Annotated in this window: 9 protein-coding genes; 2 read left to right on the top strand and 7 right to left on the bottom strand. The window is 46.3% G+C overall.

Annotated features, from left to right (window positions below):
* Positions 1 to 59 precede the first annotated feature (59 nt).
* The 5 genes from MKY42_RS14520 to MKY42_RS14500 all read right to left on the bottom strand — a co-directional run bounded on the left by MKY42_RS14520 (position 60) and on the right by MKY42_RS14500 (position 9,589).
* Positions 60 to 1,730: a response regulator gene (locus MKY42_RS14520; protein WP_339851973.1), complete on the bottom strand. Its 1,671-nt coding sequence runs from the start codon at positions 1,728 to 1,730 to the stop codon at positions 60 to 62.
* A 4-nt stretch (positions 1,731 to 1,734) separates the two neighbouring features.
* Positions 1,735 to 3,486, bottom strand: coding sequence for a histidine kinase (locus MKY42_RS14515; protein WP_339851970.1), 1,752 nt, complete (start codon positions 3,484 to 3,486; stop codon positions 1,735 to 1,737).
* Between the two features lie 76 nt (positions 3,487 to 3,562).
* Positions 3,563 to 4,453 carry a carbohydrate ABC transporter permease gene (locus MKY42_RS14510; RefSeq protein ID WP_090897262.1) on the bottom strand — a complete coding sequence of 297 codons (891 nt, stop codon included), beginning with the start codon at positions 4,451 to 4,453 and terminating at the stop codon, positions 3,563 to 3,565.
* Positions 4,454 to 4,468: 15 nt separating this feature from the next.
* Positions 4,469 to 5,374, bottom strand: coding sequence for an ABC transporter permease subunit (locus tag MKY42_RS14505; RefSeq protein WP_339851966.1), 906 nt, complete (start codon positions 5,372 to 5,374; stop codon positions 4,469 to 4,471).
* A 357-nt stretch (positions 5,375 to 5,731) separates the two neighbouring features.
* Positions 5,732 to 9,589, bottom strand: coding sequence for an alpha-L-arabinofuranosidase C-terminal domain-containing protein (locus MKY42_RS14500; protein ID WP_339851963.1), 3,858 nt, complete (start codon positions 9,587 to 9,589; stop codon positions 5,732 to 5,734).
* A 387-nt stretch (positions 9,590 to 9,976) separates the two neighbouring features.
* Here MKY42_RS14500 and MKY42_RS14495 point away from each other — a divergent pair, with 387 nt between their 5' ends.
* Positions 9,977 to 12,391 (top strand): family 43 glycosylhydrolase, encoded by a 2,415-nt coding sequence (locus tag MKY42_RS14495; RefSeq protein ID WP_339851960.1) that lies wholly within the window; start codon positions 9,977 to 9,979, stop codon positions 12,389 to 12,391.
* 98 nt (positions 12,392 to 12,489) lie between these two features.
* On the opposite strand, the gene MKY42_RS14490 is transcribed toward MKY42_RS14495, so the two are convergent.
* Entirely contained in the window at positions 12,490 to 13,044 is a 555-nt protein-coding gene (locus MKY42_RS14490) for an XRE family transcriptional regulator (protein ID WP_076288336.1), read from the bottom strand.
* A gap of 133 nt (positions 13,045 to 13,177) precedes the next feature.
* On the opposite strand from MKY42_RS14490, the gene MKY42_RS14485 reads away from it, so the two are divergent.
* The gene (locus MKY42_RS14485; RefSeq protein ID WP_179264987.1) at positions 13,178 to 13,759 is read left to right on the top strand and encodes a LysE family transporter; all 582 of its coding nucleotides are present in this window, start codon (positions 13,178 to 13,180) and stop codon (positions 13,757 to 13,759) included.
* A 64-nt stretch (positions 13,760 to 13,823) separates the two neighbouring features.
* Here the strand turns inward: MKY42_RS14485 and MKY42_RS14480 are convergent, their stop codons facing one another.
* Complete coding sequence (locus MKY42_RS14480; protein WP_090897245.1) at positions 13,824 to 14,795, bottom strand: MBL fold metallo-hydrolase; 972 nt, start codon at positions 14,793 to 14,795, stop codon at positions 13,824 to 13,826.
* Positions 14,796 to 14,942 lie beyond the last annotated feature (147 nt).

The raw sequence follows: 14,942 nt of genomic DNA, 5'->3' as shown, positions 1-14,942 counted from the left end.
AGAAAGCGCTATCACTTCGAGTGTACCCCGTTGACATCTGGTATCTTTGATTTACCATTTCAGACTTGATCTAACTTTTTTTGATCCCGATATTCCTGCGGCGTGCAGCCGGTGGCTTTTTTGAAGAAACGATAAAAATAGTGCTGATCACTAAATCCGACCTTGGCGGATATTTCATGCATTTTGCAGGTGGAGCCGAGCAGTAATTCCTTGCTGCGCTCAATACGCCGGTCGTGAATATAGTCGGATATGCCTTTGCCAGTAATACGTTTGTACCAACGGGACAGATATGACGGATTGAGGGAAACCTCCTGTGCAATTCGGGTTAGCGATAGGTCATCCTCCAGATGGTGCTTGATATAATGATGAATGGTAATGAGAATCTGCGACTGATCATGGATGCGCGTAACACTTCTTTTGGAGATGATCCATTCATATGCCGATTGATAGAAGACCACCAGATCAGACCAGGGCGTATGGATGTCAAAATGAAGCATTCGAGACAGCGCAATTTCCTCCATTGCTGATTCGTACAAGCCCAGTTCATGAACAAGCTCAATCAGTGCATTACCTGCGCCTGAATAGATCTTCATTCGAAAGAATGGGTCCTGAAGCCCTTCTTTTGCAGCCTCTGTCCATTTGTGAAACGACTCCATCCACTCCCTGTCACCTGCTGTAACAAGCTGCCTGATCTGATCCAGATGAAGAATCGCAACACTCTGCTGATTCAAAATATTGGGAGTGTACGGCGAATCATGCTGCACCTTGACGCGAAGAAGCTTCTCCATCCCAAGTCCAGGGCCCTCATGGATCGACAGACGTAACTGCGCAATCGCCTGACTTAACTCCATCCACTCCACCGCCTGTTCACTCACCATAATGGAGACGGAGAGATTCAGACAATCCGCACAGGATTGCTGCACAGACTCCAGCGTTCCATAGACGAAACGCAGCGTCTGTTCCCACTTCTCCTGCTGTCCCGTATGGAAGCTCGATGGCTCCGTCTTGGGCTGAACAAAGCAGGCGATCACCTGATAATCCAGATCAATGGCTTTGACCTTGGCCTTATCCTGAAGCAGCTCCTCCGCAACATTGGCAACCGCATAGCGAATTAAACTCCGATCCGCCTGGGATTGATAGTTATTCCACTCCTCAACCCGTATGATGACCGGGATTACCGGCTCGTTGGACATGAAAGGTAGCTGGACCGCATCCAATTCTTCCTGAAGCGAGGCGATATCATGCCTTTCCGTTCGTTTTAGGAGATCCAGCAGTAACTGTCTCTGTAGCTGCGGCAGCGCTCTGGGCAGCTTGCTGCGAAACCAGGCATGCTGGTAACGGAAATCATTTTCCTCCGATAGTTGTGTTAAGGCCCGCTCTACCGCTGCACGAATATGACTCATGCCCTCTGTTTTTAACAGGTAATCCACGACACAAGGGTTGCGTATCGCTTGATGTGCATAATCAAATTCGTTATGACCTGTCAGCAATAGCACTTTGCATCGTGGCCAGCGATCCATAATCTTCTCGATCAGCTCCATGCCATCCATACCGGGCATACAGATGTCGCTCAGCACGATATCAATTTTGACGGAATTCAACCACTCGATTGCTTCAAAGGCAGAGTATGCCTTAATGATTTCCATATCCTGAAAATCCGCTCTTTGAAAGAAAGCATAAAGACCATCCAAAATAACCGGTTCATCATCTACAATTAACATCCGCTGCATACGATTACTCCCGTCTCCATGGAATATTTAAAATCATGCATAAACCGCCCAACGCACTGCGCTGCGCACTAAGGCCATAGCCCGTCCCAAACTTGATCCTTAAACGTTGATTCACATTCATCAGTCCCGTAATCTCTTCATTCCCATGTCTCTGATTCGCAGATTCTTGAAAGGATGCTTGCAGGCTGCTCAGGATTTCATCCGATAATTGATCGCCATCATCTTCTATCCGAACGGACAACTTGTCATGTTCGACTTGATAGGATAATTTCAGAATCCCGCCCTGACTGCGTTTGGCAAGGGCATGTTCGAAGACGTTCTCCACAATCGGCTGAATAATGACTCGGGGAATGGTGATGTCTCTATACTCCCTGCTTAGTTCCTCCAGTTGCAGTTGGACTCTTGAGCCAAATCGGATTTTCTGAATGGAAGCATAGACCAAGGCATGGTCCACTTCTTCACCAAGCGAAACCTCGGAATGAGAATCCCTGGACATATACCTGAAATATTGACCCAAATAATCGGTAAATTCCTGAATCAATTCAACATTCTCGACCTCGGCCATTTGCTTGATGCTGAACAGACTGTTATATAGAAAATGAGGCTGAATCTGGGACTGCAAATGTTTGAGTTCTGCCTCGCTGGTTCGAATCCGGGCAACATAATTTTCATCAATCAAAATATGTAAGCGCTCTATCATGTGGTTGAAGCGAGAGTATAAATAACCGAATTCATCGCGTCTGGATTGCGGAATATGAATACTGGTCTGACCTTGCTCCGCCATTCTGAACCCGCGAATGAGCACAGATAACGGCTTGTGAATGGACCTGTAGATCGAAAAAGAGAAGATCATAATGATAACAATGGAAATAAGCGTCAACGTCCATAGCCATAGGTTGTACTGTTCCAGGGGTGCTTGGAGCACATCATTAGGGATGCTGGCTGTCAGCGTGAACGAGTGATCAGGATCATATAGCGAATAATACAGATATGCATCGGATTGAAATCTCGTCACTTGCATGGATTCTGCTGAATCCGGTGATACCTTTTTCAATTGTGCGGCCGATACAGGTTCATCCGAAGAAGAAATGAGCACATGGTGCTGCTCACCGAAGCTCAGTGTAATATCACTGCCTCCTGTTTCCGCGAGCTGCTGTAATCTGTGCTTCAGTTCTTCCGCAGACAAGCGGATGCCTAATATAAAATTGGGCGCTTCCTCATGATTCATGTTATACGGATTGCTTTTGAGAAAATAAAGATTGTTATCCGAATAAGACAACTCACCATTCAGATTTCCCATAGTTGCCAGCAGATCCTTCCATTCTGAATCCTCCACATTGCGAATTCCGTCCACTGCGCTGACCCGTTTATGCAGAGCCGGAACGTAATATACCACATCGCTGATATAGGGACTCGTCACCATGATCTGCCCCAGCTTGTTGTGGATATTATTGAGACTGGAAGTCACTTCATATCTGTTCATAATGGCAGCTCGTGTACTTAGGGTAGACATCGTTTCATCGAACGAGAATTCGGTAACAAGTCCACTCATTCGCTCCAGTTCAAATTGCAGATGATTGTGGTAGAAATACAACTTCGATTCATGCGCCTTCTCCACTTCCGTCTGCATTTGCTTGGAGCTGGTATGCGTGATCATAATGCTGATCCCATATAAGGGCAAAATGACGAGCACAAAGGCAATCATCAGTTTGACGACGATGGATGCATTTTTCCAGCCACGCACTGCAAATCTCATTTCCCCTTCACTCCTGTCCTCAACGGCAAAAAGGAGCCGGAAATCGGCTCCTCCCATTGGTTTTCCTCCATCGATCTTATCCCTTTACACTACCGACAACAAGTCCATGAACGAAATACCTTTGCAGGAACGGATACACGAGCAGAATGGGTATAACGGACAAAAAGATTTGGGACGCCTGGGTCGTTCTGTCCGACACCTGACTTAACAGGGTTGCATCCTCCAGGGTCATCATCTCACTCTGAATCATCGTCACTTGCTGGAGCATCGATTGCAGATACGTGGCTAGTGGATAACCTTCCGGACTTTTCATATAGATCATGCCGTCAAACCAAGCGTTCCAGTGCCCCACCATGGCAAACAATGTGATGGTTGCAATACTGGGCAATGAAATAGGAAGGTAAATGCTCCATAGTGTGCGGAAATGGCCTGCTCCATCCATCCAAGCCGCCTCTTCCAGCTCCTTCGGCAAACCCCGGAAGAAATTCAGCATAAGCAATACATTAAAGATCGGAACCGCTCCCGGTAAAATCAGGGCCCAGATCGAATCCAACAGACCTGCTTCCTTAACAACTAGATAACCCGGAATCAATCCACCACTGAACAGCATGGTAAAGACAAAAATCCACGCATAGAACGTTCTTGAACGAAACTTCGCTGCCTCTTTGGAAAGCGGATAGGCTACAAGAATCGTGAAAATCAGGTTGGTCGCAACTCCGAGTACAACACGGAGAAGACTTGTACCGAATGAATTTAGAAACTGCTGATTTTCGAGAATGTATTTATACGAAGACAAGGTGAAGTCCACCGGCCAGAATGTGACACTCCCCGCCTTGACTGCATCACTCGAGCTAAAAGAAATTGCCAGAATATTCACAATGGGAAACAGGCACAGCAAGGCAAGAAGGGTCAGGATGACATAATTCATCCCCAGAAACCAACGATAGGCTCTCGAAGCGTGATGCATGTTCTTGCCTCCTTTCTAGAAAATCCGATAATTGGCTAATCGATAGGCGAGGAAATAACCCAGCCCGATAAAGATAAACGAAACGACTGACTTAATGAGACCTAATGCGGTTGAGACCGAATATTGTGCATCCTGCAGACCGATCCGATAAATCATCGTATCCAGAATGTCTCCGGATTCATAGACGAGCGGATTGTAGAGGTTGAACACTTGGTCAAAACCACCGTTAAGCACGTTACCCAGACTCAGTGTAACCATCAGAATCACGATGGGACGAATGCCAGGAAGCGTAATATGCCAGGTCTGCTTCCATCTTCCTGCTCCATCCATTACAGATGCTTCGTACAGGGATTTATCAATGTTTGTCAGGGCGGCCAAATATATAATCGTGCCAAATCCGAATTCTTTCCATTGGTCCGTAATGACGAGTATGTAAGGAAACCATTCGTTACTGGCCAGGAATTGAACAGGTTCACCCCCTATCGCCTTAAGCAGCATATTGACGATCCCGGTACTGGGGGATAATACATCCACAATGATTCCAGCCAAAATGACCCAGGAGAAGAAATGCGGCATATAGATAACCGTCTGAATCGTTCGTTTAAAGCCTGTTCTGCGCACCTCGTTCAGGAGCAGGGCCACAAGTACCGGAATGACCAAACCGGACACAATCTTCATCACGGAAATAAATACGGTATTCCATACGACCTGTCCGAACCCCGGCAGATCAAACAGATATCTGAAATTGTCCAGGCCGACCCAGTTCATATTTTTGAATCCGGCAATGGGAGAGAAATTCTGAAAGGCAATGGAGAGTCCCGCCATCGGAATGTAACCGAATACAATAATGATGATCAGTCCAGGCAATATCATGAGATGAAGCGGCACGTTTCGTATAAATTGTTTGTAGTTGGAACGCATAAGCTGTCTCCTCCTTCAAATTCATTATAGAATCCGTCAGGAATCGGCAATAGTGTAGGCTATTTACTTTAGGTATCTTTTGTTGACTCTCTTCCCGAAACACCAAAAAACCGCGAGTATCGCGGTTCTAAGGCTGCATCAGGTTATTATTGAGATATTAACTATATAATTTGTACTAGACATTTACACGATAACGGAGAGGTCAGAAGGAATCTGGAGAAGCGAAGCGTTCGCCTTTATCACCGGATTTCCCCTTTTAAATAAGGGATTCAAAAAAATCTGGGGATAACAGCGATCGGAAGATGGTTCTGACCACGTAGTGACTTTGCGTGAAAAATACTGGTTCAACTTATATAATTAGTTCTGGACATCCATAACCAGTACATTGACCGAATGAGCAGGAAGCTGCAAAACAACCGAATCCTCCTGCAGATGTATCACTTGTTCTTGTGGAACAATTTTCTCATCATTCCTCTGGTTCACATTAGGCACATGTAACAATTCTTCATTTCCGCCAAGTGTTATCCATTTCGCAACAGAGGTAACGCTCAGATTCTGAAGGCAAATTCGGGTTGCTTTGTCCACCCCGTCTGCGTTCACCAGCTTCACATACACATGCTGCGCATCCCTCGTAACGGAGTGAAATACGTCCCGGTTGTACGCTTCCAGCTTGTAATCCAGAATTCGACTGGTCGTGTGACCATCGGTATACGAGCAGATCAGATTCTTCCCTGTGTCACCACCATAATTGACCGTAATCGTATAATTCGTATCGTTCTCCAGCGGTTCATAATTGGCTGCCCGGAGATTACCCGCCGCGGAACTGGAAGAATAATCACCGAGTGTGTATCCTTCTACACCTTGTTTATATACTTTGACTCCCGTTGCATTGCCGCCATATCCAATTGCGTACTCGATGACATCCTTTTTCTCAGGTGATATATCCGTCAATCCAACACCGATGGTGAAGCCATCCTCACCCGCTATGCGCTCCGCCTCGACTTCCACTTTATAATTCGACCATTCATCATTCAGTAAATATAACCCATTCAGACCGCTTGACTGCGCTTTTAAAATCAGTCCTTTTCCCGTCTCCAGCGTATATCCTGCCGATCCCGGAATCTGATTCCACACCTCATTCAGCGCTGTCTGCTGCCTGAAATCTTCTGTAAACAGCACGCTGCCATCCTGGTTCGATGTGACCGTAATCCGTTTCACCACAATGTCCGCATTGCTTGTCGCAATCTCGATGCCTCCACGTGGAATGAGTGCTATCGGTTGACCCTTGCTGTACGTTGAAAATGAAGTGCCCAGCACCTGTTCACCCACATATTTGGCAAAAAGCTGCTGCACATAGTAATTGGGTGTGTACCACACCGTTTCATCATCAAACCAGATGCAGTCTGGCGTCCAGCGATAGGTGCCGTCCGTCAGTACTTTGTTGAACAGCGGCGCATAGGCAGCCAGGCGAACAACATCCGCATTATTTTCAAAGCCGGTCATGACCGCCGCTTCTGCGATCGCACCTGCCAGTGTATTTTTGTCCGTGGATGCATATTCTCCCACAAATACCTTGGATGTCTCTGTCCAATCCATACTGCCGTCTTCATGATAAGCCCGCTCATAATAGTTGTACCGATCCACGTTGTTCAGCAAATAGTCATTGGAGCGATAGTAGTGCTCATCCGCAATGGTATCCATATAGTTGTCCTGGTTCTCATACCAAGTGACCGTCTCTTCGATGACCTCTTTGCCATCTGCAAAAGCCACCTGAGCTGATCCGGTCAGATTGCCGCTCAGGAATTTCCAGCCTTGTTGGTACGCATCATCGTCTGCCTGGGCGCCAACTGTCGATATGATATGAAGCTCATGATCAGGATAATTACGTTTCATATACTCATCTATTGACGTCTTGAAGACTTCAAAGTTGGCAAAAAATTCGGTTCCCCAGTTCTCATTGCCCACGCCAAGATAACGCAAATCGAATGGTTCAGGATGTCCCATGCTGCTTCGGATGGCAGCCCATTCGTTATGTTCAATATCCGTGCTGAGCGCGAAATCGATCAGGTCTGTAAAGTTTCGGATATAATAATCCCTCAAAGCGCCACCCGCAGGATGTGCGTAATCTGAACGAGCCTGGCACAGAACGCCGCAGGCCATGACCGGAACCGGAGCAGCATTCAAATCTTCTGCCAGTTGGAAATACTCCATATAGCCGAGACCCATCGTCATCATGTAACCCCAGACGTTATAGTTTTCTTTGCGGAGCTCCACCGCTCCAACCGAATCCTTCCAGTCATACACATTGTCCCAAATGAACGAACCTTCGGAAATACAGCCCCCCGGAAAACGCAGAAACTTCGGATGCAGATCGACAAGGGCCTGAACCAGATCTTTCCGGAGTCGATAGTTCGGATTCCCGGTGTAGTTGGCATGTGCTGAAGCGGATACACCCTGCTCTTTCGGATCGGCTCCCCATACATTCTGAGGAATCAACGACACCATGTCGATGGAAATGTCTCCTTCAAAGGTAAGTGCCAATTGCCCCAGCGCGGTCTCCGTCCCGGTCAGGGTCACTTTCGAATGGGGGCTATAGCTATGTGAAGAATTGGGATGAGTCAACACATGGCTGCCACTTGCATGACCGCTGATCTCGGCATGGGCTACAAGGACGCGGGTATCGGAATAGGCAATCCCGTACTTCTTCCATGTGTTACCACCCTCAACTTGCAGCGTAACTGAATCACTGATAGCTTCACCGTTACCGTCCTGCAATTGAATCGTAATCGTCCCCGCGGATACTGCCTTGGCCCAGACGGTAAAATCATATGCCTCCCCTTTCTGGATGGACATGGCACAATGCTGATTGGAATCCGAGAATCCGCGATTTCGAATGGTCGCACCCGTCTGAACCGTTACATAATAAGCGTTCACTTCCGGGTCTTCCACGTGAAGATGAGTGTTTAATCCATCGGTATGTTGTACGATCATTTTCTCAGTATCCCCGGACCAGGCAAACAAAGGATCACGGTTCCGGCCTGTCGAACAACCACATTCGCCAGAGTCATGCGAGTACGTATCGAATGCAAAGGATTCGAACGAGCGGTTCTGAACCAACTCCGCATAGATTCCCCCATCTGCTGCATTGTTGATATCCTCGTAGAACAGGCCATACATCACTTCACTAATATCCGTCACCTGCTGGTCCCCATGGATGGTCACGGTATAAGGCGGAAGGTGTTCTGGAACAACAGACACATCGAAACTTTTCTTCAGCGTAATTCCACCCTTGGTTAAAAGTGCGTTCAAACGAATCTCCTGTGCCGAGCTTAGAGGTTGAACTGCTCCATTCGCTGACAGAACTTCTGGCTGACTTGAGTTCCATTGAACATTTACCTTGCCCCCCAGTAAATCTAAAGGCAATGACACATCTTTGGTAATAATCCGGGCTGGAGCAGACAAATATTTATCTCCTGCCAGCTTCACGATCTCTTCATCCGTCAGGGACTCGCACATGACTTCGATCACTTCATCCATGGACAGAGCGGCCTGATAAATCCGAAAATCGGACAGCGAGCCTGCAAAGTCCACATCTGCCGCATACTGAGAGCGTCCAATATAATTGCGGCTATAATTCGCTGGATCTATGAACGAATCAAACCATCTGCGCAGCTTGGCATAATTGCCACTGGATGTCTGACTGATGGAACCGTCAGCCACCTTCTCACCATTCACATATACAATGGGACCCGCACTGCTGCGTGTACCGCCCTGACTGCCAGCTACGGACAAAGCAATATGCATCCATTCCCCACTGGCAAATCCGCGTCCCGGGTCTACAACCAGATCATCGCCTGCATATAACGTGCCTCGCATCTGACGAGTCAGAAATAAATAAGGACCCTTCTCACCTTTACCGAAGTCGAAAATCCGCTCCCACACGTTTGATCCCTTGCCCAAATGGACCCATGCTGTAACTGTCACTCCGGTGTTGTCGCTTACATTTTGCAGCAAATTCGAAGGCAGCTCCAAATAGGATGTTCCGTTTGATCCTCCGGTAAAAGTTACCGCCCATCTGCCATTCACTTCAGAAATGTGGGGCGATTTCTCTCCTGCAGCTGCTCCAACGTGCCCGTTCCCTGAACTATCCTTGCCAATGTCGGCTGCATCTTCAAACTTGTAGTGTGCAATTAGTTGATTATGAAATGTAGTCATGTTCATTCCTCCTATGTAGCATAAATTATCGTAGGTAAGTCTTCTTTAATTCGTATAAATATAAATTGATTAATAAATTTATAAACACATGATCTAATCGTATAGTATCTTATTCCGCGTAAAGATTTCAATCCCAAAATCACAAAAATCCTTTGTATGATAGGAATTATTTCGAATACATCGACCTTTTGCCTATCTCCCTTTCCATCTTAAAGTCACTCTAACCCTGATATTTATGGTTTACAAACATATAAATTGATTGATAATATATCAAATGAAAGCGCTTGATAATTGATGAGAACCCAAAGGAGGGCTGCCCGACCAAATAACGTTTATGGCAATGCATAGGGTTATTTTTCATTTCAGGTATTGGGAAAGGGGAAACGTATGAAACGTTATTGGGTAAGCGTACTTCACATTTCTTTACTGAGCTCTGCACTACTTACGACAACAGCTTTGGCTCCTGTCTCCGTATTCGCGGACAGTCCGGGGGCAATCAGTTCCAGCCCGCAAGTTTCCACATCCATTGAAAATGCGGTTCCAGCATTCAGGAATGTTTCCGTTCATGACCCTTCCGTTATTAAGGTGGGTGATACCTTTTATATTTTTGGTTCACATCTTCAAGTGGCAAAGTCCAAGGATTTGATGAATTGGGATTCGGTCGCATCCGGAGTTACGGATGACAACCCTGTTGTCCCTAATGTAACCAAGGAATTCGCTGAAGCCCTGCAATGGGCGCAGACGGATACGTTATGGGCAGCAGATGTCATCCAGTTGGCGGATGGCAAATTCTATATGTACTATAATGCGTGCAAAGGGGACTCTCCCCGCTCAGCGTTAGGCGTTGCTGTGGCAGACAACATTGAGGGGCCTTATAAGGATCAGGGTATTCTGCTCAAATCCGGCATGTGGGATGAGATCAGTGAGGATGGCACCATATATGATGCAACCATACATCCGAATGTGGTCGATCCCGATGTATTTTTCGATAAAAACGGCAAGCTCTGGATGGTATACGGTTCCTATTCCGGGGGGATTTTCATCCTGGAGATGGACGAAACGACGGGGAAACCTCTTCCTAATCAGGGTTATGGCAAAAAACTGACCGGAGGCAATCACAGCCGAATTGAAGCACCTTATATGCTCTATAGTCCCGAAACCGACTATTATTATCTGTATCTGTCCTATGGCGGATTGGGTGCTGACGGGGGATATAATATTCGGGTAGCTCGCTCCAAAACACCTGACGGCCCTTTCCTCGATGCTGAAGGAAACGATATGATTAACGTCAAGGCGGACAAGGACAAACCCTTGTTTGATGACCGCTCGATCGAGCCTTTTGGCGTCAAATTACTGGGAAACTTCCTGTTTCAAAGACAGATCGGTGACCCAGGCACAGGTCAAGGTATCGGCTATGTATCACCAGGACATAACTCCGCTTATGTTGACGCTGAAACGGGAAAACAATTTCTGATCTTCCATTCCCGCTTTCCAGGACGCGGAGAAGAGCATGAAGTCCGCGTACATGAGATGCATATGAACTCGGAAGGATGGCCTGTCGTTTCTCCTTACCGCTATGCGGCACTAGAAGAAAACACTGCCCAACTGACAACCCACGAGATTGCTGGTCAGTACAAATGGGTAAATCACGGGAAGGAAATCACGGCCGAGATCAAATCTTCACAGACTGTTCAGTTCTCAGCAGATGGGCAGATCAGTGGTGCGGTGACAGGAACATGGAGTCTTGAGGCAGACAATCAGGTGCAAATCACATCGAATAATGTTGTGTATAAAGGTGTCTTCACGCACGAATGGGAGCCAGATTCCCAGAAGACGATTCTGACCTTTAGCGCTCTCTCCTCCTCTGGCGTGGCAATCTGGGGAAGTCAGATGGCTGCACTGAAGGATCAGGATATTGTCAATGCGGTTAAAAAAGATCTGAGCATCGGCGACACAGGGAACATATTCTTCAACCTGTCCCTCCCGACCAAAGGAACTCGTGATGCAGAGATTACGTGGAAATCTTCCAACACCTCTGCGCTGTCAGCTATCGGAGTAGTGAATCGTCCTCGCACGGGTAAGGGAGATGCCAAGGTGGCATTAACGGCAACGATTCGCAAAGGTAGTGCGGTAAGCTCCAAAACGTTTAACGTTATCATTCCACAGCAAGCGGTTAGTCCTTTGCTTGGAGAATATACTTTTGAACAAAAGAAACTTGCCAAAATCGCACAGGATTTCAGCAAAAATAAATATCATGGACAAGCCTTTAATGTGGTGACTTCTGCTATTAGCAGCAAGAATCAGGCTGCTGCTTTTAATGGAACCGACGGCTACATCCAGCTGCCCGGAATCATTACCGACACGAACGATTTTACCTTTAGTGCATGGGTCAACTGGAGTGGCGGCGGAGCCTGGCAGCGAATTTTCGACTATGGAAATGGCCTAACCCGACATATGTTCCTTACTCCTGCCCAGCATACCGGAGCTCTACAATTCACCATTCATGATCAGGGACAGGATCAGAGCCTGATTGCTGCTGAACCGCTGCCCTCCAACCAATGGGTGCATGTCGCAGTTACCCTTCAAGGAGATACCGGCACGTTGTATGTGAATGGAAAAGTCGTAGCAAGCAGCACGGAAATCACGTTTAACCCGAAAAATCTGCAAGTAACGGAAGCTTATTTGGGCAAAAGCCGCTATACAGCCGATCCCTTCTATAAAGGCTCAATGGATAACGTAAAAGTATATGATAAAGCGTTAACCTCTACAGAAATTCAGCGTCTGGCAAAAGAAAAGCCTTAATTTATTCAAAGCCTTACGCATGGAATTGATTTGAAATAACAAAAACGCCAATCTATCGGTCGAATTCACAGACTGTTGTATTGGCGTTTTATTTCATTTCACTTTGAATAATGAATGACCATGCTTAATTTATTCGCAGAGGCTCCCGAATTTTTATAGCCATGAGCCTTATCCGCGCGAAAACGAATCGACTCCCCTTGTTTTACCGTATAATCCTCCTCCCCAACCCGAATCGTTACTTCTCCTTCAAAAACCGTAATAAATTCCTCTGCCCCTTCTATATGCGGTTCAGCATTCAAAGAAGACTCTTCATCCATTTCCATCATGTACATTTCAAAACGCCGCCCCTCTTCGAAGGTAAAATGCGGATAAATGCGAATCTTCCCCTCATCCTCCATCAATGCTTGAATATCACTGCCAGTTACAACTGTAGTATCCGACTTCGGCTCGTGGATCAAGGCGGTAAAAGAAATTTTCAGGCCGTTTGCAATTTTCCAGACTGTCGCAATTGTAGGGTTGGATTCACCCCTTTCAATCTGACCAAGCATCGTCTTGCTGATTCCCGACATCTCGGCAACCTTGTCCAGACTAAGCTTTCTTTGTTCCCTGAGCTGCTTCAGATTCTGTGCCAGAACAACATTAATGTTTTTCATTATTAAGTCACCTCTGTTTGAAAAATTATATTGTGCTATATAGCGTACATATTGTACAATTATAAAGAACGTGCGTTATAACGTACATTCCATTTAAATATAACATACAAGAAGAATGAAATGTGGAGGACTTATGAATATCTTACCGTTACTGACTTACGCAATTGTGGCTTCATTCACTCCGGGTCCCAACAACATCATCGCCATGACGCATGCAAGAAACGAAGGTTTCAAAAAAATTGTTCCGTTTATTGCCGGCGTAGCAGCTGGCTGCCTGCTTATTATGTTTCTGTCCAGTTATTTCAACCTTATTCTGCATCAATACATCCCTAGGATCAAACCGGTCCTGAACATATTGGGGTGTGTATACATGATCTATTTGGGGATCAAAATTATGCGAAGTAAACCTGTGAATGCCAAAGATCCTAAGGTCAATCGTTTTACGTTTCTCTTTGGCTTCACCCTGCAATTCATCAACCCCAAAGTCATTCTGTATGGTCTTACGGCCATCTCGGTATTTGTTATGCCTCTCGGAGACTCTCATGTTCATATGATCGCATTTTCGTTGCTTCTAACCATCATTGGCATTAGTGCCAATATGACTTGGGGGTTATGCGGTATGTTATTTCAGAGCTTTTTATTGAAATATGAGCGTCCTTTTAATATCGTGATGGGTGTTTTGCTCATCTATAGCGCTTTATCCATTTTAAAATAAATGCAAGAGAAAAAGCGTCCTCCCCTCTCATGAGTTGGACGCTATTTTATTTATTTCAAATTACCTAGTTTGATCTCCACCACGGTTGGCTTGGGTAAGCTCCCATATGCAGTACAACCTTCTCACCGATTTTGGGCGTTGCAATGGAGACATTCAAGGCATGTGCAGCCTTGGTGATCCGTTCAACCGGCTCGTTCCAGGCATGATAAGCAAGCGTAAATGCGGCCCAATGAATCGGAATGAGCAGCCCTCCCCTTACATCCAAGTGTGCCTGTACCGTTTCTTCCGGCATCATATGAATGTTGGACCAACGCTCATCATATTGTCCACATTCCATCAGGGTCAGGTCAAAGGGTCCATACTTACTGCCGATCTCCTTAAAATGAGGACCGTATCCGCTGTCGCCGCTAAAGAAAACCTTCGTTTCTTGTCCAGCAATAACCCACGAACACCATAGTGTCGAATTGCGGTCCAACAACCCCCTGCCCGAGAAATGTCGCGCCGGCGTGCAGGCTAATGTCAAACCTTTGAAGGATAGCTCATCCCACCAGTTATGTTCGGTAATCTGTTCCGAGGGCACACCCAGTTGAATCAGTCTTCGACGCACGCCAAGGGGGACGATAAATCGCTGTGTTTTATTTTTCAATCTGCGGATGGAGGAATAGTCCAGATGATCATAGTGGTCATGCGATATAATGATTGCATCCAAGGCTGGAAAGTCCTCGGGTTGAATCGGCAGGTTAGTGCTGTATCGTTTCGTACCCGCCCAGGATACAGGAGATGGACGGTTGCCCAGCATCGGATCAAAGAGCAATCTGTGTCCTTCAATCTCAAGCAAAAATGCGGAATGACCGAACCATGTCACCTGTGGATGATCGGATACATGCAGCGATTCCGCTGGTTCATATTTCTCCACAGGAATATCACCCGCAGGTCTTCGCTCTATACTTCTCCGCATGGAATCTTTCAACATGCTCACAAGGGAGCTGAAGCTCATACTTGCCGATGTCGGTACCTGATTTTCGTATTTTGTCATTATTCATACCTTCTGTTCTCTATAATCAGTCATTCAAGCAATAATTCAATCTTGAGTAAAACAGGAGTAATATTAGCCTTTATATTAAATCATTGCTCGTTTATAATCAATTTGCCTTGAAGAGGTTGAACGTCGAAGATTTAAAGC

Source organism: Paenibacillus sp. FSL W7-1088 (genome assembly GCF_037969855.1).
Taxonomy (GTDB): domain Bacteria; phylum Bacillota; class Bacilli; order Paenibacillales; family Paenibacillaceae; genus Paenibacillus.
The sequence above is the reverse complement of the archived record's forward strand: the minus strand, read 5'-3'. Positions and strand labels throughout refer to the sequence as shown.

Bases quoted from the DNA above. Each gene is read 5' to 3' on its own strand.
- MKY42_RS14490 (WP_076288336.1), bottom strand. From the start codon at position 13,044: ATGAAAAACATTAATGTTGTTCTGGCACAGAATCTGAAGCAGCTCAGG.
- MKY42_RS14520 (WP_339851973.1), bottom strand. From the start codon at position 1,730: ATGCAGCGGATGTTAATTGTAGATGATGAACCGGTTATTTTGGATGGT.
- MKY42_RS14515 (WP_339851970.1), bottom strand. From the start codon at position 3,486: ATGAGATTTGCAGTGCGTGGCTGGAAAAATGCATCCATCGTCGTCAAA.
- MKY42_RS14485 (WP_179264987.1), top strand. From the start codon at position 13,178: ATGAATATCTTACCGTTACTGACTTACGCAATTGTGGCTTCATTCACT.
- MKY42_RS14510 (WP_090897262.1), bottom strand. From the start codon at position 4,453: ATGCATCACGCTTCGAGAGCCTATCGTTGGTTTCTGGGGATGAATTAT.
- MKY42_RS14505 (WP_339851966.1), bottom strand. From the start codon at position 5,374: ATGCGTTCCAACTACAAACAATTTATACGAAACGTGCCGCTTCATCTC.
- MKY42_RS14495 (WP_339851960.1), top strand. From the start codon at position 9,977: ATGAAACGTTATTGGGTAAGCGTACTTCACATTTCTTTACTGAGCTCT.
- MKY42_RS14480 (WP_090897245.1), bottom strand. From the start codon at position 14,795: ATGACAAAATACGAAAATCAGGTACCGACATCGGCAAGTATGAGCTTC.
- MKY42_RS14500 (WP_339851963.1), bottom strand. From the start codon at position 9,589: ATGACTACATTTCATAATCAACTAATTGCACACTACAAGTTTGAAGAT.